General features: G+C 50.4%; 24 protein-coding genes and 2 tRNA genes. 6 read left to right on the top strand and 20 right to left on the bottom strand.

Features of this window, described 5'->3' with window-relative positions:
* Window position 1: 1 nt before the first annotated feature.
* The 5 genes from aroE to VIS48_14690 all read right to left on the bottom strand — a co-directional run bounded on the left by aroE (window position 2) and on the right by VIS48_14690 (window position 2,956).
* Window positions 2–898: a shikimate dehydrogenase gene (gene aroE / locus VIS48_14710; protein HEY9167402.1), complete on the bottom strand. Its 897-nt coding sequence runs from the start codon at window positions 896–898 to the stop codon at window positions 2–4.
* Entirely contained in the window at window positions 870–2,330 is a 1,461-nt protein-coding gene (locus VIS48_14705; GenBank protein ID HEY9167401.1) for a tetratricopeptide repeat protein, read from the bottom strand. The genes aroE and VIS48_14705 overlap by 29 nt, the downstream gene beginning before the upstream one ends.
* Window positions 2,331–2,504: 174 nt before the next feature.
* Window positions 2,505–2,591 (bottom strand) — tRNA-Ser (locus VIS48_14700).
* Window positions 2,592–2,617: 26 nt separating this feature from the next.
* Window positions 2,618–2,704 (bottom strand) — tRNA-Ser (locus tag VIS48_14695).
* Window positions 2,705–2,710: 6 nt separating this feature from the next.
* Window positions 2,711–2,956, bottom strand: coding sequence for a GIY-YIG nuclease family protein (locus VIS48_14690; protein HEY9167400.1), 246 nt, complete (start codon window positions 2,954–2,956; stop codon window positions 2,711–2,713).
* Window positions 2,957–3,404: 448 nt separating this feature from the next.
* Between VIS48_14690 and VIS48_14685 the strand changes: the two genes are divergently transcribed.
* Genes VIS48_14685 through VIS48_14670 form a run of 4 tightly spaced genes read left to right on the top strand, consistent with a single transcriptional unit; the run spans window position 3,405 to window position 5,313 of the window.
* Window positions 3,405–4,067: a heme exporter protein CcmB gene (locus VIS48_14685; protein ID HEY9167399.1), complete on the top strand. Its 663-nt coding sequence runs from the start codon at window positions 3,405–3,407 to the stop codon at window positions 4,065–4,067.
* A complete protein-coding gene (locus VIS48_14680) occupies window positions 4,067–4,744 on the top strand; it encodes a cytochrome c biogenesis protein (protein ID HEY9167398.1) in 678 nt (225 codons plus the stop codon). The genes VIS48_14685 and VIS48_14680 overlap by 1 nt, the downstream gene beginning before the upstream one ends.
* A complete protein-coding gene (locus VIS48_14675; protein ID HEY9167397.1) occupies window positions 4,745–4,906 on the top strand; it encodes a CcmD family protein in 162 nt (53 codons plus the stop codon).
* Window positions 4,903–5,313 carry a cytochrome c maturation protein CcmE gene (locus tag VIS48_14670; GenBank protein ID HEY9167396.1) on the top strand — a complete coding sequence of 137 codons (411 nt, stop codon included), beginning with the start codon at window positions 4,903–4,905 and terminating at the stop codon, window positions 5,311–5,313. Before VIS48_14675 ends, VIS48_14670 begins: the two co-directional genes overlap by 4 nt.
* A gap of 78 nt (window positions 5,314–5,391) precedes the next feature.
* Here the strand turns inward: VIS48_14670 and VIS48_14665 are convergent, their stop codons facing one another.
* From VIS48_14665 to VIS48_14595, 15 genes are all read right to left on the bottom strand, one after another.
* The gene (locus tag VIS48_14665; protein HEY9167395.1) at window positions 5,392–5,619 is read right to left on the bottom strand and encodes a heavy metal-associated domain-containing protein; all 228 of its coding nucleotides are present in this window, start codon (window positions 5,617–5,619) and stop codon (window positions 5,392–5,394) included.
* Window positions 5,620–5,647: 28 nt separating this feature from the next.
* Complete coding sequence (locus tag VIS48_14660; protein ID HEY9167394.1) at window positions 5,648–7,936, bottom strand: heavy metal translocating P-type ATPase; 2,289 nt, start codon at window positions 7,934–7,936, stop codon at window positions 5,648–5,650.
* A 4-nt stretch (window positions 7,937–7,940) separates the two neighbouring features.
* Window positions 7,941–8,579 carry an ABC transporter ATP-binding protein gene (locus VIS48_14655; GenBank protein HEY9167393.1) on the bottom strand — a complete coding sequence of 213 codons (639 nt, stop codon included), beginning with the start codon at window positions 8,577–8,579 and terminating at the stop codon, window positions 7,941–7,943.
* Window positions 8,579–10,240: an MXAN_6640 family putative metalloprotease gene (locus tag VIS48_14650; GenBank protein ID HEY9167392.1), complete on the bottom strand. Its 1,662-nt coding sequence runs from the start codon at window positions 10,238–10,240 to the stop codon at window positions 8,579–8,581. Before VIS48_14650 ends, VIS48_14655 begins: the two co-directional genes overlap by 1 nt.
* On the bottom strand, window positions 10,218–12,368 hold the full coding sequence (locus VIS48_14645) for a VCBS repeat-containing protein (GenBank protein ID HEY9167391.1): 2,151 nt from the start codon (window positions 12,366–12,368) through the stop codon (window positions 10,218–10,220). The genes VIS48_14650 and VIS48_14645 overlap by 23 nt, the downstream gene beginning before the upstream one ends.
* Window positions 12,369–12,380: 12 nt before the next feature.
* Window positions 12,381–12,851, bottom strand: coding sequence for an acyl-CoA thioesterase (locus VIS48_14640; GenBank protein HEY9167390.1), 471 nt, complete (start codon window positions 12,849–12,851; stop codon window positions 12,381–12,383).
* 109 nt (window positions 12,852–12,960) lie between these two features.
* Window positions 12,961–13,737, bottom strand: a complete 777-nt coding sequence (gene bamD, locus VIS48_14635; GenBank protein HEY9167389.1) for an outer membrane protein assembly factor BamD — start codon at window positions 13,735–13,737, stop codon at window positions 12,961–12,963.
* Window positions 13,738–14,349 carry a hypothetical protein gene (locus VIS48_14630; GenBank protein ID HEY9167388.1) on the bottom strand — a complete coding sequence of 204 codons (612 nt, stop codon included), beginning with the start codon at window positions 14,347–14,349 and terminating at the stop codon, window positions 13,738–13,740.
* On the bottom strand, window positions 14,349–15,632 hold the full coding sequence (locus tag VIS48_14625) for a Glu/Leu/Phe/Val dehydrogenase (GenBank protein HEY9167387.1): 1,284 nt from the start codon (window positions 15,630–15,632) through the stop codon (window positions 14,349–14,351). The genes VIS48_14630 and VIS48_14625 overlap by 1 nt, the downstream gene beginning before the upstream one ends.
* Before the next feature lie 15 nt (window positions 15,633–15,647).
* Window positions 15,648–16,505, bottom strand: a complete 858-nt coding sequence (gene htpX / locus VIS48_14620) for a zinc metalloprotease HtpX (GenBank protein HEY9167386.1) — start codon at window positions 16,503–16,505, stop codon at window positions 15,648–15,650.
* Between the two features lie 159 nt (window positions 16,506–16,664).
* Complete coding sequence (locus tag VIS48_14615; protein HEY9167385.1) at window positions 16,665–17,507, bottom strand: nitrilase-related carbon-nitrogen hydrolase; 843 nt, start codon at window positions 17,505–17,507, stop codon at window positions 16,665–16,667.
* A gap of 4 nt (window positions 17,508–17,511) precedes the next feature.
* Window positions 17,512–17,961, bottom strand: coding sequence for a TPM domain-containing protein (locus tag VIS48_14610; GenBank protein ID HEY9167384.1), 450 nt, complete (start codon window positions 17,959–17,961; stop codon window positions 17,512–17,514).
* On the bottom strand, window positions 17,958–18,977 hold the full coding sequence (gene aroF, locus VIS48_14605; protein ID HEY9167383.1) for a 3-deoxy-7-phosphoheptulonate synthase: 1,020 nt from the start codon (window positions 18,975–18,977) through the stop codon (window positions 17,958–17,960). Before aroF ends, VIS48_14610 begins: the two co-directional genes overlap by 4 nt.
* Window positions 18,978–18,995: 18 nt before the next feature.
* Complete coding sequence (locus tag VIS48_14600; GenBank protein ID HEY9167382.1) at window positions 18,996–19,769, bottom strand: TPM domain-containing protein; 774 nt, start codon at window positions 19,767–19,769, stop codon at window positions 18,996–18,998.
* Window positions 19,769–20,374, bottom strand: coding sequence for a LemA family protein (locus VIS48_14595; protein ID HEY9167381.1), 606 nt, complete (start codon window positions 20,372–20,374; stop codon window positions 19,769–19,771). The genes VIS48_14600 and VIS48_14595 overlap by 1 nt, the downstream gene beginning before the upstream one ends.
* Window positions 20,375–20,777: 403 nt before the next feature.
* On the opposite strand from VIS48_14595, the gene gcvPB reads away from it, so the two are divergent.
* Entirely contained in the window at window positions 20,778–22,223 is a 1,446-nt protein-coding gene (gcvPB, locus tag VIS48_14590; protein ID HEY9167380.1) for an aminomethyl-transferring glycine dehydrogenase subunit GcvPB, read from the top strand.
* Window positions 22,220–22,636, top strand: a complete 417-nt coding sequence (locus VIS48_14585) for a CoA-binding protein (GenBank protein HEY9167379.1) — start codon at window positions 22,220–22,222, stop codon at window positions 22,634–22,636. Before gcvPB ends, VIS48_14585 begins: the two co-directional genes overlap by 4 nt.
* Window positions 22,637–22,819 lie beyond the last annotated feature (183 nt).

Below are 22,819 nucleotides of genomic sequence, written 5' to 3'. Positions count from 1 at the left end.
CTCAGGCCTTGACCTTTTCGAGATTCGTCCCCATGAATCTCCGATCAAGCTTCGCACGGACTTTCTCGAGCGGCATCGGTATGCCTGTCCACAGTTCGAACGCCTTCGCCGCCTGATTGTACAGCATCTCTATGCCGTTGACCACGATCGCGTTCTTCCGTTTCGCGATCTTCAGGAATTGAGTCATGACGGGGTTGTACACGAGATCGAAGAAAATCTTCCCCTCGAAGTCTTTGTAATCTCCGCTGAGCATACTTTCATCGGTGGACGGGGTCATACCCACCGGCGTCGCGTTCACGACAAGTCGACTCATTTCAATGGCGCTCGCCTCTTCAGGATTATGGAGCTCGACTACTTTGATGTGCGGATAGTTCTGCGAATCAAGGAAGAACTTTCTCAACAGCTCAGCACGCGACGTGTCGCGGTTTATAACGAAGATCTGGGCCGGGTGAAAATAAGTGAGAAGAGAGTAAACCACCGCGCGAGCGCCCCCGCCCGCACCGAAGATCGTCACGCTCTGGTCGGCGAGCTCATCACGATAAGGTTTCAAGGCCTCCACCACTCCGTCGACATCTGTATTATGACCTACAAGGGAGTCGTTCTCTACATATACCGTGTTCACTGCGCCAACCAGTCTGGCATCCGAAGAGACTTCGTCGAGGAACGCGATAACCGCTTCTTTATGCGGTACCGTGACATTCAGGCCGACAATTCCGAGAGCGACCATTCCTCTCAATGCTTCTCGCAAATTCTTCGGCAGAACGTCGAACGCGAGATAAGAATAGCTCTGTTTTGTGAGCTTGAATGCTGTCTCGTGGATCTCTGGCGACCAGCTGTGGGAGATCGGGTGGCCTATTATGCCTACGAGTCTAGCGTGACTCTTTGTACTTCTTTTCATTCACCAACCACTCATACACCGGGAATACGAACTTAATAAGTATTTCAGGATTCGAATGCTGAATCTGCCCGAAATCCTGGAAGAATGTATTTATTTTATGAGGCTCCAACTCGAGTGACTTTCTCGCGCAGGCGATGGCTTCAGGGAAAGAGCCGATTTCCAGACAGCATTTGCACTTCTGGTAATACACTTCTCCCCATTCAGGCGACAGAGAAATAGCCTTATCGTAAGATTTCAGCGCCTCCTGAAACTTCTCACATTCCACAAGAGCGTCGCCGAGATCCAGCCATCCGTCGACATTATCCTTGTCCAGTTCCGTCACCCTGGTGTAACTCCTAACCGCGTCAGCAAACAGCTCCAGGGTAAACTCAACATCTCCTCTTGCATGCCAAACATCTGCGTCAGTGTCATTGAGCTCCGCAGCCCGGTTGAAATCCGAGAGCGCTTTCCTGTACATGCTGAGCGCATCGTAACAAACCGCCCGACCAAACAGAGACTCGACATGCTCGGGATCTATTTTCAAACCCTCGGTATAACATCTCACTGCGTCTTTGTACTCGCCGAGCTCCTCGTAAGCCGTCGCCATATTATGCCAGCTCGCAACATCCTTAGGCTCGTACTTCAAGGTTATTTTATAGCTTTCGATCGCCTCGCGGAGCTTGCCCATGCTGAGGAGGGCATTACTCCGGTTGTACCATGCGGCACCGAACTTCTCGTCGATCGCGATCGCCATGTCGTAACTTTCGACCGCGGTCTGGTATTTCCCCAGCGCGTTCAATGCAATCCCGCGGTTGTACCAGGCTCTGTGGTTATACGGATCGAGCTCGATCACCCTGTCGTAGCACCTCATCGATTTCTCCGGCAAATCGAGATAGTCGTAACAGTACGCCAGCTCAAACCAGGCGTCTTTGTCCGACGAATCGAGTTCAGTCAGGTACTTGAAAACTTTTGACGCATCATCATAGCGTTGAAGCTTCTCGAGTATAATCCCCTGGTTCATCAATGCCTCGTAACTGCCGGGGTCGATGTCCAGCGCCCGTTCAACCGTGTCGAGAGCCTCTTCAAATCTGTCCAGTACCTGGAGGCAGCTTGCCTTTCCGATGAGGGCGTCTACTTCGATCGGGTTGTACTCGAGTGCTTTTCCATAATCATGGAGCGCATCGTCGAACTTGCCGAGAGCCTCACTGATCTCGCCGCGTCTGAACCAGTTCTCCGCGCTTGCCGGCATGACATCGATGAGCTTGTTTGCGAAGAAGAGAGCGTCTTCATATTTTTCCTGACTCATGAAATAGTCGACTATTTCTTCGAGCGCTGCAATGCTCGAGAAATTCGGCTCTTCCCTTCGAAGCCGCTTTATCTCCTCGTTGATATTGCGCTTCTCAAATTCGTCGTACTCGTCGTCGAATGTGTAATCGAATTCGTCTGTGCTCATGTCTTGTCAGCCTGATGGAAGATATTCCCGTCCAAAGTAAAAATCAAGAATTGCGGTTGTCTCACCCTCATGACGGTAAAAACGACTTATTTTGAGTTCCAGTCCATTATTGCAAGGCGAGCACATTTACAAAATTACTACCGGCTAACCCCTCAGACCGAGATGAAAACTATGCGGAGAGGGTGGGATTCGAACCCACGGTACAGTTGCCTGCACTCACGCTCTCCAGGCGTGCCAGTTAAGCCACTCCTGCACCTCTCCGGAAAAACCTTCGCCAAAAAGAGCCGCGGAGAGGGAGGGATTCGAACCCTCGATACCCCGAAGGGCATTCCGGTTTTCGAGACCGGCCGATTCAACCACTCTCGCACCTCTCCAATCTTCTATTTCGTGATCCCTTTATGCTTCAGCCATATGTAGCCATCTATCGACTTGAAGAATCTCTCTCTTGCTGCTGCCTCCTTCCTCGTCTCGAACTCCTCAAAATATAGTAGAACATACGGCACATGACCCTTCGTGTACTGAGATCTGCCGCTATTGTGTTCTTTAAGTCGTCTTTCAATATCTTTGCACTGTCCATAATAATAGCTTGAATCTCTCAGGCTTTGGAGAATATATGTAGAAAACACAACTCCCTCATCATTTCACAGAATTTGTCGCACATCATTCTTCACCGTCCCACAAGCTCTTTTCTCGAGATCGAGTCCGGCCGATTCCTCCGAAGGAGTCCTCCAAAGGAGTCCTTCGGACCTTCGGGAAACCACTCTCGCACCTCTCCGAAACGTGTAAATTTAATACTTCGCGGCGAGGTCTACAAGAAATACCTGAAGTCTGTGACTGTATTACATCATGGGTGTAACCAGTTCCCGAGTGATCCCGTTCCAACGAAAGAGCGCTTTTGAAGCCCGAGATGGCGGCTCGACGAACATGACGAATTCTCATCTCTAATCACCAAGCGCATTTAGTTTTGGGATTCACAATTAGACGCTGAATCAGGTCATGCGCAACGAGGTACTCTAAATTGTGTCGGCACTCGCTTCCTTGAAGATAATTCGCAGTAAAATTATCTTGGATTCCATGAGAGGTGCCGCTGCAGTCTTTACCAAAGATCTCCATAGTGAGTTGCGAACCCGATATGCGCTTAATTCGCTCATTATGTTCGTCGTCGTTACGCTTTCTATCATACTGTTTTCTACTGCCGGTGAAAGTATTTCACCGGGATTATCCGCCGGAATTCTGTGGATCATTATTTTCTTTGCAGCCATGAGCGGACTGTCGCGGTCCTTCGTCAGCGAAGAAGAGCGAGGCACGACAATGACGCTCCAGCTGTGGGCAACTCCCCTGTCTGTCTTTGTAGGGAAATTGTCTTTCAACGCCCTTCTGATTTATCTTCTCAACGCAATGATCGTCATCGTCTATATGTTGACGATGCCTTCGTTTGTGGTGCGGGCGCCTCTGATTTTCGTGGTGACCATTCTGCTCGGGAGTTTCGGACTCGCGTCGGCGTCAACGTTCATCGCAGCCATTATCTCGAAGGCGAATTCGAAAGGCACCCTTTACCCCGTTCTTTCGTTCCCGATTCTACTTCCGCTTTTGATGAGCGTTATTGACGCGACAAGACTATCTGTTGAAGGCGCGGGACTCGTTGAAGCACTTGACGATTTTAAAATTATGCTTTCATATTCGGTGGTCGTTACAACAGCTGCGATTGTTCTGTTTGACTTCGTATGGAGAGATTGATGAAAAACTGGATGAAAATTGGATTGGGCATATGGATCGCCGCGGTCGTCGCGTTCGGGTTCGCCATGCCGATCGGCGACATACCGGGCCTCGGCCCGAAAGCGCGGATCATATTCTTCCATGTCCCGATGTCGTGGCTCGCCGTGCTCGCGTTCTTTATGTCGATGTGGTACGGTATCTCGTATCTGCGAAAGAAAGACATCAAGGCAGATGTCAAATCGGTAACATCGGCTGAGCTCGGCTTCATATTCAGCATCCTGGCCACGATCACGGGATCCATTTGGGCGAGATTCAATTGGGGTAGCTTCTGGAACTGGGATCCGAGGGAGACCTCAATATTCGTTCTTCTTCTAATATACGGTGCCTATTTCTCTCTGCGGAGCGCGCTTGACAATGAGGAGCGGCGCGCAACACTATCCGCGGTTTACTCCATAATCGCGTTTGTTACCGTACCCTTCTTCGTCTTCATCATGCCGAGGATCATGTTCAGTCTTCATCCGGGAGGCGGGGGATCTGCGGCACCGATAGTAAATGCGAACGGCAAGATGTATATGGACATGAACATGCGGTACGTCTTCTATGCTTCGTTGATCGGATTCAGTGTATTGTACTTCTGGTTATTTCAGATTAGAACCAGGATAAGTCTTATTGCATTAAAAAATGAGGAGATCAATTGAATGGATTCGCTATTCAATTTTCTTGATAGTCATTCGCTGTACGTTGTGTTGATAATAGTCCTGGTGATCTGGCTGGGAATTTTTATCTATTTATTTCGTTTAGATAAGAAGGTCACCAGGTTGTATGAGAAAGCTGAAGGTGAAAAGGAGAAAGTGAAATGAAGGCGAAATATATTGTCGCGGGAATCGTAATAATTGCGTTCGTGATCTTCGGCGCGATTTCATTCATGCAAAACAATATCGAATACGTTACCGCGAAGGCAGCTGAGAACACCCATAGAACTGTACAGGTGAAAGGTTCATGGGTCAAGGACATGAATACATTTTATGATGCTCACACCAATACGTTCCACTTTTATTTAGTCGACGATCAAAAGACGGTGATCCCCGTTGTACTCGCCGGGGCGAAGCCGAACAACTTCGAAATCGCAAACGATATCGTCGCGAAAGGTCGTTATGAGAACGGGGCTTTTCAGGCGAGTGAAGTGCTAACCAAGTGTCCGTCCAAATATCAGTCGAAGACGGGTCCTCAGGCGTCTGCCGGGACCACTACCCAAGGTCTGAACTAGGACCGTATTTAATAAGTGTTCGAAACCTGGCCCCGGAATGATCTCCGGGGCTTTTTCATTCTTGCGTGCCCGGAAAACTCAGTTCGTCGAAACCAGCTTGTAGCCGGCCTTCTCAACTTTCTCCCTCACCCCGTTAGGGTCGAGTTCATTCTTGTATTGTACTTCGACGGTCTTTTTGGAGTGATCCGCTTTCACGGACTTGACACCATCGAGCTCGAGAAGAGCTTTTTCAACAGTCATTTCACAGTGATGACAGGTCATGCCTTCTACAGATAGTACTTTTTTCTTGTTGCCCATTCCGAACATTATTGACTCCTTGTAGTTAACTCAATCCTCAAAAGTCTATTTTCTTCTTTTTTAATCGAAGCGAATTACCCACTACAGTCACGGAACTCAGTGCCATAGATACAGATGCAACCATAGGGTTTAGTTGAAAGCCGGTAAGCGGAAATAGAACTCCGGCGGCAAGCGGAATCAAAATGATATTGTAAAAGAAAGCCCAGAATAAATTCTGTTTGATCGTTCTGAGAGTCTCTCTGGAAAGCGATATTGACATGGGTACCAGTCTCAAATCATTCTTAATGAGAGTGATGTCAGCAGTTTCCATCGCGATATCCGTTCCGCTTGCCATGGCTATGCCGAGGTCGGCCTGCGCAAGAGCAGGTGCGTCATTAATTCCGTCGCCGACAAAGGCAACTGCGCGGTTTGATTTCTGAAGATCCTTGATGACATTCAGTTTCTGGTCAGGATGAACATTGGCGACAAAGTTGTCGATACCTACGATGCCTGCAACTCTCTTTGCCGACGACTCACTGTCGCCGGAAAGGAGGTACACTTTTGCGCCGAGTTTCTTCACAGCCGCAATCGATTCCCGGGCTCCGTCCCGGACATAGTCGCTTACCAGTATAGCGCCGAGTATCACAGAATCCCGCGCGACGTAAAGAACCGTCGCTGCCTGTTCTCTGGCCTTCGAGGACACGTCAGACTCAAAGTCATCCGGTGATTCTCCGGATGAGCCGGACGCAAAGGCATATTTCCCGACACGGATTTTCGAACCGCGTGCCGCATCGTGGTACACTATTTCGACACCCTGTCCGGGAAAATTCTTGAAGTCGTGGATGACCGCGGGGCGTACGGTCAGACCGCGATGCACAGACTCCTCCACGACGGCCTTTCCCGCCGGGTGTTCGGAGTAACTCTCCGCCATAGCTGCGATGCGGATCAGTTCGTCCGCTGATATACTTGCCGCCAAAATTGTGTCGACGACCCGCATCTCGCCTGTTGTAATCGTTCCTGTCTTATCGAAGACGACAACCGTCACCTTTCGCGCTTCCTCAAGCGCGTCACTCCCTTTCACGAGGAGTCCGAGCTCCGCACCCCGTCCCGTCCCCACCATAATTGCCGTCGGAGTTGCGAGTCCGAGCGCGCACGGACACGCGACTATTAGAACGGCGACGAACGCGTTCAGAGCATGTGCCAGATGAGGAGAGGGGCCGACGAGCATCCACACAACCCCTGCGAGAAGCGCAATTCCAATCACTGTAGGAACGAAAACGGAGGCGACCCTGTCCGCAAGCTTCTGAACGGGCGGTTTCGAAGTCTGAGCTTCTTCAACGAGCTTCGCAACACGAGCAACAAAACTTTCCCTTCCGACTTTCTCGGCCTGGAGAGTGAGTACACCATCGAGACACATTGTGCCGCCGAGAACTTTTGAGCCGACCGTCCGCTCCACGGGCATGCTCTCACCCGTCAACATCGATTCGTTTACTGATGAGAATCCAGATATCACTTTTGAGTCAACCGGAATTCTTTCCCCCGGCCGCACAACCAGCAAATCTCCGACTTTTATTGTTGATATCGGGAGCTCGACTTCCCTCCCGTCAAGAAGTAATCGTGCAGTGGATGGCTGAAGGGCCATCAGTTTTCTCACGGCCTCAGATGACTTCGACTTTGCCCGGGCTTCAAGCAACCTGCCAAGAAGAATCAGAGTTATTATTACCGCACTCGTATCGAAGTACACGTCCGCGGACTGACCGGTCGATTTGAAATAAGCCGGCCACAATGTTGCGACGACGCTGTACGCAAACGCGGAAGCCGTACCCACCGACACGAGTGTGTTCATGTCGGCTGTTCCGTGACGGAGCGTAGTCCAGAAACCCCGAAAGAACTTGCTTCCCGAGTATGCCATGACAGGGATCGTCATTATCATCAAGATGAGATATCGTAACCCCGTCGGGATCGTATTTACAAAGACAAAAACTTCCGGCATGCTACCCATGATTATGGGTACAGACAAGATCACGGCAACTACGAACCGGCTTAAGAGAGCGTTATACTCTCTCCTATGAATGTTGTCAGCGGCTTTCAGTGCGTCTGCCTCATCTGTGGTGTCAATGATCTTATAACCAGCATCCGACACTGCTTCCTTGAGAAGGTCCATATTGACACGGGAGGGTTCGATAGATATGGATGCGGATTCCGTAGCAAGATTCACGACGGCGTCCTCAACTCCTTCTACCTTTTTCAACGCGTTTTCAACGCGAAGGACGCAGCTCGCGCAGGTCATACCCTCCACCGGGAGGGTAATTCTGATTTTGTTAATTCCTCCGACCTTTTCCGACATTTCCTTATTTCCCGCCCGAAGACCCGGGATTCCGGTCGAGCACAACTTTAATGTCACCCATCGACGCCTCATCCTTATCGTTCGTCGCCAAAATTACAATCCGGTCTTTCCTGTAACGGTCGATGAGAGTATAAACCATTTCGATTCCGGCAGGGTCGAGATTTGCCGTCGGTTCATCGAGAACTAGAACTGATGGCTGGTGGATCAACGCCGCAGCATATTTCATCCTCTGTTTCATTCCCGACGAGAATCCTCTCAACTCATCGTTCCTTCGATTAAACAATCCCACCAATTCAAGAATTTCATCCACGCTCCCGTCAACTGCCTTGGTTCCACGGGCTCGCATCTCTATTTCGAGATTCTCGGCCGCAGTAAACTCCCCGTAGAGTTCGAGATAGGGTGAAACGAATCCAACGTGACGATGTATTTCATCCCGGTCGACTGTTTTACTCCCTTCAGTCAGGATGACCTTCCCGGAGGTAGGCGATAAGACTCCACAGATAATTTTTGAGACTGTGGATTTTCCGCTTCCGTTCGGTCCGGTAACAGACAGCGTCTGACCCGATTCCACCTTGAAGGAAAGATTACTGAATACAACTCTTTTGTTGTAGACCTTCTTCAGTTGTTCGCCTGTCAAGATCATCAGTTTCTCACCACGGCGATTTTACCCTGAGCGCTATTGGTTCCGTCGCTGAGCACGTAAATGTATACCCCGCTTCCAACGATTCTTCCACTACTGTCTCGACCATTCCACGTAAAATATTTTCCTCTAAGGTAATAATCGATCGTCTGATCACCTGTAAGTCGTTTAATCAAATCGCCTGAAACGGTATAAATGGAAAGACTTGCATTGACCGTATTAGAAAAAGGATATGGCACTCTTAACAATTGAGTAGCCGGATTGAACGGCTGAGGAAACGCGAGATTATTCGTCGCGGCAAGTGCGCTGCCTGACACGACAGGCAGAACTTTCCAATTGTTTGTGTTGCTCGGTGAAAGAAAGACACAGTAACCGCCGGACAACTCTCTGATGCATCCGGAGTTCCCTGTCGAAATGCCGACGGAAAAAGGGAAATTAGTCGAATCATAAACAGTTGCAGCTCCAAAATTAGTGTTAGCAACAGAAATACCTATTGTATCCGGACCGTCATTAATCTGGAAGAAATGTTCGCTCAGTCTTTGTCCCGACTCGAGAAACGATACGCCACTCTGAGACAGGGTGCCGAAGCCGGCGATACTGACGAGAGGATAAGCCGCGGCAAGCGGGTAAGTAGACAGGCCGAACGATCCGGCAGATCCGGCTCTGTATGAAGTGAAGTAATTCCATTGGGCAAAGAGTAGAAATACGTTAGCCGGACCGGCCGTATTCAATTCGTCTTCAAGCGCCGGGATCACCTGCTCGCGGCCAATATTATTCCATATCGCTACCATCACGCTGCTTCCGTACTCATTCTGAACAAAGATTCCAAAGACACACCGTTCGTATCCTGCATAATTATCCGGATCATAAAGGTTAAAGGGCCTGTCGACATTGCTGAAGAAGTTTGGCAGGTACTGAAAATAATCCCTGATTCCAGGATAAACCACCTGCTCGAGCCATGTCGAGGTAAGCTCGTAAAAATAAATATCGTTCGGCCACAATCCGAAATTACCAACTTGAATTGCGTGATTGAATTCGTGTGCGACAGTTACCTTCAAGGCGGGAATCCCGCGTGTATAGGTAGTCTGAAATTCATTTCTGATTACCATCCACGTTGCGTAGGTCGCATTCGTCCTGTCGATGATCGGGCGGTTTTCATCCCAATCGGTGTAACCATATTCTCCTTGCGGGAGTGATTGGACATAGACGTCGTATTCGTATCCGCCGCCGGCTCCGCTGTCTGATGGTGGGGGAGGAAATCCGAGAGTATCGACTTCTATGGTGTACACATGATCGCAAATGTCGGCCACTGAATCGGCAAAGGCGAATGAGCTGTTCGGTATCGGCTGACTGGAGGAATTATAAAGACTCGGCTCAGACCCACCGGTAGTGTCGAAATGAATCCTGAATCTGCCCGACGAGCTCACGATGCTCGTGTCGTTCGTGGGTCTTTGCTGCAGCAATGACTTCAAGGATTTGTCCGCGGATGGAGACGCGAAATAGTGTGCGAGTAGATGGAAGCCGCACTTATTATATCCTTTAGTATTGAAATCCTCAAAAAACTTCTGGACCCTTTTCTTTTTTCCGGCCGCGATTCCATTCTGGGTCAAGGCAAGAACTATCAGGAAGCAGATGAATCCGCTAGAACGTGTGAACCGACACATATGATTCCATCTCATTAAGAAAATAGATCCTATTCTGTTCTGTCGATATAGCGATATCCGCGGGTTCATCGGAAACGTGCCAGGATTTATAAAACCGAATGGTTTCTCCATCTGTCACATATAAAAAGACCGCGTTCTGGGATGGAATCGAGTAAGCAACAAACCACGTTGACTCTTTTAGTGCAATCCTGATGCTCTCGATGTCGCCACCCGCAAAAGGGATGTTTATGATTGGATGCAACTCGATGGTTCGCGATTCGCCTACATGAATCCTGAAAACTCCTAATGTATCGCTCTTGACGACAGCGAAGGAAGGATATCCGCCCGGACTGGTCTCCAAAAAATATCCGCGTGAGGCCAAAACGGTGTCGTACATTTCCTCATTGCTTTCCAGGTTAACCAGAGTGAGAACCAATGTGTCCTGTCCCGCCTCGACAAGTCCGAAATAGGTTTGCGTCGGATCGAGCGCCAGTGTTGAAGTTAGATATTTAGATTTACCGGGCACGGTGTAATCCTTCTCGGTGAATTCACCTTTGGTCTTGGTTGAAGTAAAAACGGAAACCGCTACTGCGCTGTCCTGGCGTGAAACGTACGCAGCTCCAACTACTGCTGAACGCGCGTCGACTTTTCCCGCTGCCGAGAAGGGCATGAACTGAGTTTCGGCAGTAATCTCTCTGACATCATTTTCGTCCCCCGGCATTTCATACAGGTTCAAGAGACCCGCGTCGGCATACGAAACCAAGAGATAAACCGGATCCGAGGAGAGTAATTGAACTTCTGCAGGCTTCCCCCGGGTGCGCAAGTCAAGTTCAGATTGGACATCCATGGTCCCTCTGCCGGAATAATATCTGGAAGTTACTTCACCGGTCGAATCGGTTACGATGAGGTAGTTTGAGGTATCGGCCCCGCAAACCGTCAGAAACTCGGAGCCAGACCGGACAGGTACCAACATGTCAGGGGACTTAATGAATCTCACGGCGCTTTTCAAAACTTTCAGAAATTTCTGAGTAGGACTCGAAGCGACGATGTCCGCTCTGAATCTGGTTGGGAAATAGATCGGCGTCATGCTCCTGTAGTCCCGGCCTAATCCGGCGACACCGGCAAATCTGAAAATCCTTGCGACCGGGTCGTAGCAGAAGACCGTCACCTCGCTAGTCTCGCCCCCGTAAGCTGCGATATCAGTCGTTCCGTCACCTGAGAAATCGGCCATTCCGAAAGAGGTTACTGGAAAGACGGTATTCAAAGTCTGTCTAAGAAAAAACCTTCCGAATCCGTCGCCGCTGAAAATGTCGATCCTATTTTGTCGTGTGTACCCGACCACTATGTCGGGATAGCCTTTGCCGCTCAGGTCAGCCACTGTCAGTATTGAAGGCTCGCCGGTAAGATTGAAAATCACTGGCTGCGCAAAAGTCCCGTCGCCTCTTCCATAGAAGATGAGGAGCCGATGGTTGACCCAATCAAGAGCAGCCATATCGGGTACGAAGTCGCCATTGAAATCAGCAAAAGCAATATCGTTAAATGGTACAGCCCCCGTACTTCCGCGGACGGGCTGAGCTTGTCCGAACGAATCGCCTCCCTGGTTAAGCGAGACCGAAATCCCGAGCGAGAACCGGCCGAATGTGACTATGTCGAGTTTTCCGCTCGCTTCCAGGTCTACAGTCCTTATGCCTGTGCAGAGCGAGTCGATCTTGATTTCTTGCGAGACTATCGGCTCACCATCTTTGCTGAAATGCACCAGACACGCGTAGTTCGGTTTCATGAGGACAGCAATTCTAGTAGCCGGGTTCTGATCGGGTTTCTCCATCTCCACCGGGCTGCCGCACGAAATCGCGACGGGAGTATCAGGCAAGCTAACGACATTAGTGAGGATCAGGTTCTCCATCGAATCAGGCACAAAGAAATAGATCGCCTTTTCGGATTTTGAAATCGCGGCCACGCTGGTATGCCCGAAGAAATTTCCGACCACGAGTTGACCGAGAGGCGCTATGGTTGCCTGTGATTCGACTGCCTTAAACGCGGGAGAGTATGTTTGGGCGAAAACGGTCCCACTGGCTGCCAGGACTATTACAATTTGAAGTGCCAGTTGAGCAATGAGCCTCCTCGAAGTGTGACCGACGATGTCATCCATTTCTTTATCCGTTCAACCCTGATCGCGGGCGGTGTCGGACCAAATTCTCTTTGCCTCCTCACGATGCTTGAGACGCTGTTCGCGCCGGAATAGCGCCTGCTCAAAACGACGAACCTCTTCCGCAGTCTCGGGCTTTACATGAACCGATTTCACAGGCTTGCCTTCATTGTCGATGCTCACGAATGTCAGAAAAGCCGAATTGGAATGCTTCCTCTCGCCGGTCAACGGGTTCTCGGCAAGAACCTTCACTCCAACCTCCATTGATGTGTTGAACACTCTGTTGACACTCGCTCTAATGAGTACAAGCTGCCCGAGTTTGATCGGATTAAGAAAGCTAATCCCGTCGACGGCCGCTGTAACACAAACATGGTTGGAGTGTCTGCTCGCCGCTATTGCCGCGGCGATGTCGATCCAGTGCATCAACCTTCCGCCAAGGAGGCTGCCAAGCTGGTTGGTATCATTTGGCAAAACAAGTTCGATCATTTCCACCTGCGATTCGCCAACGGACTTGGGTTTCCGCTCGAACCCGGCGTCATTCACTTTGGTCGTGCTTCCCTTCCGCCCTTCGACGCATCGATATCAGTAAGGGCATTTACTGCACTCCTACCTGTCCGGACATGTTCAGCTGTCTCGCAAGGTCGTCCGCCTGAGTCTTGAGTGCGGAATTCGGGAACATGATATAGAACTTCTCGAGAGCAGCTTTCGCGTCGTTGTCTTTCTTCCTCATCATCAGAACTTTTACTTTCTCGATGGAAGCTTTGTCGGCGATACCCGAATCGTGGTACTGATCCAGAATTTCATCGTAGTACACGGTCGCCGCTTTGTAATATCCAAGAATCTGGTACTGTTGCGCTATGGCGTAATCTTTCTCCGCAAGTTTATTTCTCAGGTTCATTATTTCCTTTTCAGCCTCGCTCACCAGCGGGCTCGTGGGATAGTAGTCTATAAAACTCTGAAAAGCGTCAATCGCTTTGGACGTGTTGTCCTGGTCCAATTCGACTCTCGGCGACTGTTGCTCATAGCATTTCGCCACCTGAAACCGGGCCTGAGGAGCGAGTCTGGACGTAGGATAATTACGGATCAGGTTCTGGTATTCGAATGCGGCCGTCAGAAATTCCTCGCGATCGTAATAAGTCTCCGCGAGGTAGTACTGCGCGCTGTCTGCATAAGCGCTCGCCGGATACTGCTTCACCACGATATCGAATTCATTTTTAGCTTTGTCATACGCACCGTCACGCAAGTACGCCATGCCGGTTCGAAACGTTTCCCCTGCACCCTGAATAATGACTTCTTCGGTTGAAGAGCACGACTGCAAGAGCACAGCGAATCCTATCAAGAAGAAGACTCCGAAGATAATTTTGAAATTCATTCAACTCCCTCTGAGTGTAAAGAAAAGGTAGACGATAACCCCGGCCGCAGCTACAAAAAGTATTGGTTGTAGAATGTCATCGAGGATTCCGGAATTTTCGAATTTTCCCCTTAGAAAACTGTACGAACCAGATTCCAATTCTGTGATCTCACTTTCGCTGATCGTGTCCACGTAAGAGTATCTCAAGGATTTTGAAAATGCGACTTGATCTTTTAGCACAATCTCAACTGAGTATTCGGAATGTATTGATCTTATGACGTCGGACGAACCGAACACATGCGAGCTTACGGGAGCGGAATAGGAAACTTCCATCAGGGGAACTGTCACTCTCATCGACGCAGTCGACGCGGAATCTGAGAGGAGCTTGATCCCCTTTCCAAGTAATCCCTCCGACACCCTTTGGTGAACAAACTCATCGATTTCTCTTCGTGCCGATCTGTAGTCAAGCGAGGTGATGCTGTCCTTCCTCAATATCCCTGTCACGACATTCACAAGCGAGTCGATGTGGGAACTGACCACCTCGTAGTTCGTTGGTCGATCGGAGCTCCGTGACGCGCACGGAAGCAGGCTCGAAACGATTACGAATCCTGATATGGCCAGTGCCGATTTCATCACGCGTAAATTCCGCGAACTTTGAGCGTCCTGGCAACTTTGTCTATCGCCAGGATGTAAGCTCCAAGTCGCATAGACACTTTGTGTTTCTCGGCTGACATGAAGACATTTGTGAAAGCATCGTGCATCATTCGTTCCAGGCGTCTATTGACCCGGTCAAGTGTCCAGAAGTATCCCTGGCGGTCCTGCACCCACTCAAAATAGCTGACAGTCACTCCGCCTGAGTTCGCCAGAATATCCGGGACGACGAGAATTCCATTCCCGTCAAGTATTGGATCCGCCTTGGCAGCAGTCGGGCCATTGGCACCCTCGACAATAATCTTCGCCTTTATCTTCGACGCGTTCTTGTGAGTAATCTGATCCTCGCGGGCCGCCGGCACAAGGACATCAACCTCAAGTTCAAGAAGCTCCTCATTCGATATCGAATCCCCGATGCCGCTACCTTCGAGGACGCGGTGCTTTTGAACCCACTCGATCGCCTGGTTGACGTCGATGCCTTTCTTATTATAATATCCGCTGCTTACGTCGCTGATCGCGACCACTTTCAAGCCCTGTTCGCTAAGTAGTTTAGCAGAAACCGATCCCACATTTCCGAAACCCTGAACGGCGCAAGTCGTCTGCTTCGGATTCAGACCTCTCTTTGCCATTGCGGCGAAGGTCATCACCATCACTCCGCGTCCCGTGGCTTCACGCCGCCCAAGTGACCCGCCGATGATCAAAGGCTTCCCCGTGACAACGGCGGTTTCGGTCTTGCGACTGTGCATGCTGTAAGTGTCCATGATCCATGCCATGATCTGCTCATTCGTGTTCATATCCGGAGCGGGAATGTCTTTGTCAGGCCCAAACACATCCAGCATGTTCGCCGTGAAGCGGCGGGTGATCTTCTCAAGCTCAACAGGCGTCAACTTTGAAGGGTCGCACCTGACTCCGCCCTTCGCACCGCCGAACGGTATATTTGCAATCGAACATTTCCATGTCATCCATGCTGCAAGCGCTTTCACTTCATCGAGAGTCAGATCGGGCGAATACCTGATTCCGCCTTTGGACGGTCCGAGGGCATCGTTGTGGATCACGCGAAATCCCTCAAAGACTTCAATTTCACCGCTGTCCATCTGAATTGGGATTGAAACTATCACCTGTTTGACAGGCGTTTTCAAATATTCATAAACGCCGCGTTCAAGCTCCAAAAGTTCCGCCGCGACATCGAACCGCTGCATCATTGACTCGAAAGGATTTTCAATATCTTCAATGGGTGCCGGTTCTTTGTAGATCGTCGAGTCCATATGTCTCCTGGATTTTTAGTAGAGGTTTTTTCCTGCCGCTAACGCTTCCAGCCTTGCTATCCGCTCCTCAGTTGGAGGATGCGTGCTGAAGAGTCCCGATAAAGATTTTGCCTTTAAGGGATTCACAATAAACAAATGGGCGGTTGAAGGCTGCGCCTGCATAGGTATCTGTTGCGCAGCCGTCTGAAGTTTACCCAGCGCACTTGCCAATGAAAGTGGTTTCATTGAAAGCTGAGCGCCTGATTCGTCGGCTTTATATTCCCTCGAACGCGATATCGCAAGCTGTATTAACATTGCTGCAATGGGAGCGACTATTATCACGAACAGCTCGCCAAGCGCCGACGAGTCGTCGTCGCGCCCGCGTCCTCCGAAAATGAACATGGACCAGCTCAACATTTGCGCGATGTATGTTATTGCTCCCGCAAACGTCGCAACAATAGTCGACGTAAGAATGTCGCGGTGCAAAACGTGTGACAACTCGTGGCCGATGACCGCCTCGAGTTCCTCGTCGTTCAGTGTCTTCAGGATTCCTTCGGTCACAGCCACCGCAGCGTGCTGCGGGCTCCTTCCAGTCGCAAAGGCATTTGGAGTTTCCGTCGGTATCACATAAAGTTTGGGCATCGGGATACTGGCCCGCGTGGCAAGCCGGTGAACCATCGAGAAAAGCCTCGGTGCCTCCGCCTCGCTGACCTGCTTCGCCCTGTAGCTCATAAGTACCATCTTATCCGAGAACCAGTAGGCAAAAAAATTCATGGCAAGGCTGAAGATAAAGGCATATGTCAGGCCCGTCTTGCCTCCGATCAGGTTTCCAATGAACAGGAAGAGCACCATCATCAATGTCATAAAGAACACTGTCTTCAAAGTATTCTTCATAAAAAAATCATATCTCCTTTCCAAAATGAAGCATCGGACAGCGAAACAATTTATCAAGCATGGCACGGACTTGCAAGGCAGCACGAGAACCCTAAATGACTACATGCAAGTCGATTGCGCCAATCACTTAAGATGGGAATGAGTAGCGGAATGCTCCGGCTAATAACCCAGATCTTTAAGATGAGACATCAGGAGTGCGGGATCCTCATCGAGGAAATGCCGTGCAAAGAGTCGGGCCCTGTCGACTTCGGCAAGGTCTATTCCGTGAGACACGAGATCCTCGTCGTACAGTTTGCACGCCGCAAGAACTTCACCATGGGGCGAAACGATTTCGGACCCTCCCCAGAAATTCACTCCATCTTCAAAACCGACACGGTTAGTGAACGCGAGGAAAACGCTCAGGAGACGGGAGATACTCTTGTGCTGTTCACTGTTACTCTGGTAAGCGGAGTGCTCCTTCCCTTCTCCCGACAGACGGGTAGGACTCGCGGCAGCAGCAAGGATTAGCTTCGCGCCCTGAAGCGCGAGCAAATACGGAAGCGAAATGTGCCACAGGTCTTCGCAAATCAGGAGCCCGATCTTCCCGAATTTTGTATCAAAAGCTTCAACCTTTTTCCCAGGCAGGAAATAACGCTGTTCCTCAAAGATCCCGTACGTTGGGAGATAAACTTTGAAGTGAACATGTTTTATTTCACCCGCTTCGAAGTATATGAGCGCGTTTCTTATCGCTCCGGTCTCCTCCCGCACAATTCCGCCGACAACTATCGAAATCTTCTTGCTCAACGTTTTGAACTTGCCAAACGCTTTGTCGTTGATAGGAAGCGCAAGCTCGGAATTGAGGTCGCGCACCGAATAGCCTGTGAGACCGAGTTCAGGGAATAGAATCAGATTGGAACCCTCTTCACGCGCCCGCTCCACGAAATCTACGTGATGAGCCAGATTCCACGCGACATCACCCAGCCGCGGCCTGATCTGAGCGACAGCCAGTTTCAGCTTCTCCACCTTTCTATTCCTCGATTATATCGTTCGGGAGCTCATTCGATTTTCCCCCGGCGGCCGGAAGCTTATCCTTCAATATCGTCCCGATCTCTGAAAGAGACATCGTCAGCCCGTGATAAAAATTACTCTTCGAAAAATGTTCGGAGAGTTTTTGCGCGACCGAGGTCCAATACTCATCCGGAAGAACTTTCACAACTCCCGAATCAGCGAGAAGCTCGAACTGCCTTTCACTCACCAGAATGAAAACCAGTATCCCGGACCTGTTGTCAGTTTTCGACATCCCGAGAAGCACAAATTCTCGTTCCGCAACTTGCCGCGCTGTAAGTTTGCGTTCGCTCCAGTGTTTTCGGTGGCGAACCACTACGCGGATCTCAGCCGAAGTATTTTTTTCTATCTCGGCAATTTGCGCACTCAGATTGGTGAGTTCCTGCCTGGAAATTATTCTTCTTTGAATCATGCTTCAAATCTCTTATTGACAGCGGGAATAATCTGCTTCAGTCTCTTAATCAGTTCTGCAAACTTTTCCGGCTTCAGTGATTGCTTGCCGTCCGAGAGCGCCTTTTCGGGAGCCGGATGGACTTCTACAAGAAGGCCGTCCGCTCCGGCTGCAACAGCGGCGAGAGCCATTGGTGTAACAAGTTCCCAGCTACCCGTTCCGTGACTCGGGTCTACAATGATCGGAAGATGCGACAGGTGCTTCACAAGCGGAACGGCATTGAGGTCTAAAGTATTTCTTGTGTACGTTTCAAAAGTTCTTATTCCGCGTTCGCAGAGAGCGATATTGTAATTTCCCTGGGAAGCGATATACTCCGCCGCCATCAACCACTCTTCAATCGTCGCAGCGAGTCCGCGCTTGAGCAAAATCGGTTTTCTGGTCCGACCGACCGCCTCGAGGAGTGAGAAGTTGTGCATATTGCGCGCACCTATCTGCAGCATGTCGGAATAATCGCTGACAAGTTGGACCGTCTCAGTATCCTTCACCTCGGTGACTATAGCCATGTGGTATTTCTCAGCGGCTTCCCTGAGATACTTGAGTCCTTCTTCTTTCAATCCCTGGAAGGCATATGGCGAAGTACGCGGTTTGTAAGCACCGCCACGAAGAACCTTAGCGCCCTGCGATTTGAGAAACTCCGCGAGTTCCATAATTTGATCACGGCTCTCGACTGAACACGGACCTGCCATTACGACAAGTTCAGGTCCTCCCACATCGACGTCACCAACCCTGACAATTGTATCTTCCGGTTTGACATCTCTGCTTACGAGCTTGTAGGGTCTGCTGACAGGAATACACTCTACGACGCCGGGAAGATTTGTGAAGAGACTAGGGTCTACAGCTCCCTTGTTGCCGGTAACGCCGATGGCGATCCGCAGCGAGCCTGGAATCTCATGAGGGGTCCAGCCGAGCGATCGAATTTTTTCCTCGACTCGTTCGATTTGCTCGTCGGTCGCCCCCTTTTCCATGACTATGAGCATAGATGCCGCCTGCGAATTTTACCAGCTGCCACTTGCGCCTCCGCCGCCAAACGATCCGCCGCCTCCGCTGAATCCACCTCCTCCAAATCCACCTCCACCGAAACCACCGCCGCCCCATCTTCCTCCTCCGAATCCTCCGAGGAACAAAGGGAAAATCCACCAACCGCTTCTGGTCCCGCGCGACGAGGCGGAATACCGGCGGTTACCGAAAAGCATCGGGAATATGAAAACAAAAAAGATAAATACCAGTATCGGAATTGCATTTACATGACCCTTGTGCTTCTTAAGGTCAGCGTGGAATGTTCCCCCGATTTGGGCAGCCATGGCCGTTATACCTTTGTCGATACCGCTGTAGTAATCACCATTTTTAAAATCGGGCACGACCAGCTCATCGATTATGTAACTGGCGATTGCGTCCGGCACGCTTCCCTCTAAACCATATCCAACTTCGAACCGGGTCTTATGATCGCCGACATCGACCGTGAAGAGAACACCGTTGTCTCTCCCCTTCTGGCCGATCTTGTTATGCTCGGCGACCGACATCGAATAACCCTCAAGGTCCCCATCCGGAACTGATTTTACAATGAGAACAACTATCTGATTTGAAGTGGTGTCTTCATAAGTCTTTAGTCGAGAATCCAGCGCCTGGATTTGATCAGACGATAGCACGCCTGAAAGATCAGTGACATACGCGCTGAGAGCAGGAACGGATTGAGCATTGCTGATTCGGACTGCAGAAAGGAGAACCGCTGCAACCAGAACGAAGAACCGCAACAATAATTTTCGGTTCATCAGAACTGCACTTTCGGCGCGGTGGCTGCACCCTGAGTAGCTTCAAAGTACGGGCGCTCGTGAAATCCACCGAAGGACGCAATGATAGACGAGGGAACGGTGCGCACAAGGACATTGTAACCCTGCACAGACTCGTTGAACCGTCTGCGTTCCACGGCGATCCTGTTTTCAGTTCCTTCGAGTTGCGCCTGCAACGACAGGAAGTTCTGATCGGCTTTTAGATTTGGATAGTTTTCAGAGACTGCCATGAGTCTGGTGAGCGCCGAGCTCAGAGCGTCCTGCGCCTGTTGAAATCTCCTGAACGCCTGGGGATCGGAGAGAACCTCAGGGGTAATGGTGATCTTGCCGACGCTCGCGCGGGCTTCCGCCACATTCTCGAAAACACTCTCCTCGTGCTTCGCATAACCTTTCACAGTCTCGACGAGGTTTGGAATCAAGTCAAACCGTCTTTGATATTGGTTCTCAACCTGTCCCCATGACTGCTTCACATTTTCGTCGTACGAGACAAGCTTGTTGTACACTCCGAATCCCCAACCGACGACGCCAAGTCCTATTAGAATGATTACGCCGAGGATTGCCAGTGCTATTATCGCTCCGCGCGACATAATGAACTCCTTTGTTTAGTTAAATTTAGATAAGGGCCTAGTGAAACTCAAGAATGTTCCCCTCCCGGTAGTCGGCTACTTTGACGCTACGGAAATGTCCCATCGTTGAGTACTTTACCACAAAAAAAACACAAATGTCATTCCCGAACGCTCCTATCGGGAATCCAAATGACAGTAAGATACTATGTCAATGACACACCTCTTTGAAAACAGACCATCACCCCCTCCTTTGGTATTGGCTCAGTTTGGTTCACCCAGAGCTACCTTGCGAAGGTTTCTGAGCAGAAGCCTAGCTACCTTCGCAAGGTTTCGACGCGGCGGTCATACTGAGCCAGCACTCCTGCTTTCCGCTCCTTGAAAAATTCTCCTTCTCCACCTAATTTTATTGAAAAGAGAAAGAGACATGGCAGAGAAACTCATCTTTGAATTATCGCACCGTGGCCGAAAAGGTTACACACTCCCCCGTCAAGAGGTCCCTGAAGATGCGTTTCTCGGAACAGTGCCGGACAACTTGAAGCGCACGGCTCCGGCGGAGTTGCCTGAGGTAAGCGAGAACGAAGTCGTCAGGCATTTCGTCAGGCTATCCGGAATGAATTATCACATCGACAAAGGATTTTACCCGCTCGGCTCGTGTACCATGAAATACAATCCGAAGGTGAACGAGAAGACGTCATCGATGGCGGGTAACGCCGACATACACCCGATGGAGCCGCAGGAAGCCGTTCAGGGCGCACTCGAATTGATGTACAACCTGGGCAGACTGCTCGCGGAAATCGCGGGGATGTCAGAAGTGTCGTTGCAGCCGGCGGCCGGTGCACAGGGCGAGCTCACGGGAATAATGCTCATCAGGAAATACCACGAGTCCAAAGGAAAAACCCGAAGCAAAATACTTGTTCCTGACTCCGCCCACGGCACAAATCCCGCGAGCGTCGCGATAAGCGGGTACAAAGCAGTCAGCATCAAGTCGAACGGGAACGGGACTGTAGACCTCGAAGATCTGAAGAACCATCTTGACGACGAAGTTGCCGGTATGATGTTAACGAACCCCAACACGCTCGGGATTTTCGAGACCGACATCGTGAAGATATGTAAAATGGTCCACGACGTTGGCGGGCTCATGTACATGGACGGCGCGAACCTAAACGCTATCGTCGGACTCGTGAGACCGGGTGACATGGGCTTCGACGTCGTGCACATAAATCTCCATAAGACGTTCTCGACACCGCATGGCGGAGGTGGACCGGGCTCAGGACCTGTAGCCGCCAACGACAAGCTGAAAGAATTTCTCCCTGTCCCGGTTATCGAAAAAAGCGGCGACAGGTTTGTGTTGAATTCGGAAAAGAAGAATTCAATCGGTAAGATACATTCTTTCTTCGGAAATTTCGGAATGCACGTGCGCGCTTATACGTATATCCTTTTTCATGGCCCAGACGGGCTTCGGGGAAACAGTATAAACGCGGTTATCAACGCCAACTACCTCTTAAGCAAGCTGAGAGGCGCATTTGTCCTGCCGTACAACGCGCGCCCGATGCATGAGTTCGTTCTGTCCGCCGATCTGCAAAAGGATCGCGGCGTTAAGACGCTCGACATCGCGAAACGAATACTCGATTACGGCTATCACGCCCCTACCATTTACTTTCCGCTGATCGTGCATGAAGCGTTAATGATCGAGCCGACGGAGACAGAGACGCGAGAAACGCTCGACGCGTTCGCCGAGGCTCTCCTCAAGATTGACGAGGAATCAAAATCTTCGCCCGACACCGTGCGTTCAGCCCCCTCGACGACTCCGGTAAGCCGACTCGACGACGCATTCGCCGCAAGGAATCTCAACGTCTGTTTCAAAGAGTGAAACAACCGGACCTCAACGACGAAAAGATCGCGGAGCTTCTGCGGGACGCAAAGACGATTGCGGTTGTAGGTGCGTCACCCAGCGCGGAACGCGACAGCAACGCGATCATGCTCTATCTCGCGAAGATCGGGTACGACGTAATCCCGGTCAACCCAAATTACGAAGAGATTGCAGGGATGAAATGTTATCCAACCGTAACTGCGGCCGGCAGGACTGTAGACATTGTCGACGTGTTCAGGAGAAGTGAATTCGTCGAAGAGGTAGCCGCGGACGCGGTCGCCGCAAAGGCCGGGACGCTCTGGATGCAGCTTGGAGTGATCAACGAGGCCGCCAGGGATTTCGCTTCCGATAACGGGTTGAACGTCGTAATGAACAAGTGCATCATGGTGGAACACCGAAGATTAATCAGATAAACTTCGAAACTTCAAAGTTCAGAAGTCAAATTTCAAATCGACAAATAAGATCTCAAATCGAGAAGTTCGGACGGATAGGATCGAAACAAAAAATCGGATCGCTGTCCAACACTCAGTCTAAGTTGAGTCTAGGATGCCTCACTGAGAGAGATTCAACTTAACCATCATTCAGTTACGCGGTGG

This window comes from Candidatus Kryptoniota bacterium, assembly GCA_036567965.1.
Classification (GTDB): Bacteria; Bacteroidota; Ignavibacteria; order Kryptoniales; family JAKASW01; genus JAKASW01.
Note: the sequence above shows the minus strand (reverse complement) of the source record. Positions and strands in the feature narration are given on the sequence as shown.

What these genes read in the sequence shown, in the direction of transcription:
- aroF (HEY9167383.1), bottom strand. Translation starts at nt 18,977, where the DNA reads ATGCTCATAGTCATGGAAAAGGGGGCGACCGACGAGCAAATCGAACGA.
- VIS48_14705 (HEY9167401.1), bottom strand. Translation starts at nt 2,330, where the DNA reads ATGAGCACAGACGAATTCGATTACACATTCGACGACGAGTACGACGAA.
- VIS48_14610 (HEY9167384.1), bottom strand. Translation starts at nt 17,961, where the DNA reads ATGATTCAAAGAAGAATAATTTCCAGGCAGGAACTCACCAATCTGAGT.
- htpX (HEY9167386.1), bottom strand. Translation starts at nt 16,505, where the DNA reads ATGAAGAATACTTTGAAGACAGTGTTCTTTATGACATTGATGATGGTG.
- VIS48_14655 (HEY9167393.1), bottom strand. Translation starts at nt 8,579, where the DNA reads ATGATCTTGACAGGCGAACAACTGAAGAAGGTCTACAACAAAAGAGTT.
- VIS48_14660 (HEY9167394.1), bottom strand. Translation starts at nt 7,936, where the DNA reads ATGTCGGAAAAGGTCGGAGGAATTAACAAAATCAGAATTACCCTCCCG.
- VIS48_14630 (HEY9167388.1), bottom strand. Translation starts at nt 14,349, where the DNA reads ATGAAATCGGCACTGGCCATATCAGGATTCGTAATCGTTTCGAGCCTG.
- VIS48_14625 (HEY9167387.1), bottom strand. Translation starts at nt 15,632, where the DNA reads ATGGACTCGACGATCTACAAAGAACCGGCACCCATTGAAGATATTGAA.
- VIS48_14665 (HEY9167395.1), bottom strand. Translation starts at nt 5,619, where the DNA reads ATGTTCGGAATGGGCAACAAGAAAAAAGTACTATCTGTAGAAGGCATG.
- VIS48_14600 (HEY9167382.1), bottom strand. Translation starts at nt 19,769, where the DNA reads ATGAACCGAAAATTATTGTTGCGGTTCTTCGTTCTGGTTGCAGCGGTT.
- VIS48_14670 (HEY9167396.1), top strand. Translation starts at nt 4,903, where the DNA reads ATGAAGGCGAAATATATTGTCGCGGGAATCGTAATAATTGCGTTCGTG.
- VIS48_14650 (HEY9167392.1), bottom strand. Translation starts at nt 10,240, where the DNA reads ATGTGTCGGTTCACACGTTCTAGCGGATTCATCTGCTTCCTGATAGTT.
- VIS48_14680 (HEY9167398.1), top strand. Translation starts at nt 4,067, where the DNA reads ATGAAAAACTGGATGAAAATTGGATTGGGCATATGGATCGCCGCGGTC.
- VIS48_14675 (HEY9167397.1), top strand. Translation starts at nt 4,745, where the DNA reads ATGGATTCGCTATTCAATTTTCTTGATAGTCATTCGCTGTACGTTGTG.
- VIS48_14595 (HEY9167381.1), bottom strand. Translation starts at nt 20,374, where the DNA reads ATGTCGCGCGGAGCGATAATAGCACTGGCAATCCTCGGCGTAATCATT.
- VIS48_14640 (HEY9167390.1), bottom strand. Translation starts at nt 12,851, where the DNA reads ATGATCGAACTTGTTTTGCCAAATGATACCAACCAGCTTGGCAGCCTC.
- VIS48_14645 (HEY9167391.1), bottom strand. Translation starts at nt 12,368, where the DNA reads ATGGATGACATCGTCGGTCACACTTCGAGGAGGCTCATTGCTCAACTG.
- VIS48_14685 (HEY9167399.1), top strand. Translation starts at nt 3,405, where the DNA reads ATGAGAGGTGCCGCTGCAGTCTTTACCAAAGATCTCCATAGTGAGTTG.
- bamD (HEY9167389.1), bottom strand. Translation starts at nt 13,737, where the DNA reads ATGAATTTCAAAATTATCTTCGGAGTCTTCTTCTTGATAGGATTCGCT.
- aroE (HEY9167402.1), bottom strand. Translation starts at nt 898, where the DNA reads ATGAAAAGAAGTACAAAGAGTCACGCTAGACTCGTAGGCATAATAGGC.
- gcvPB (HEY9167380.1), top strand. Translation starts at nt 20,778, where the DNA reads ATGGCAGAGAAACTCATCTTTGAATTATCGCACCGTGGCCGAAAAGGT.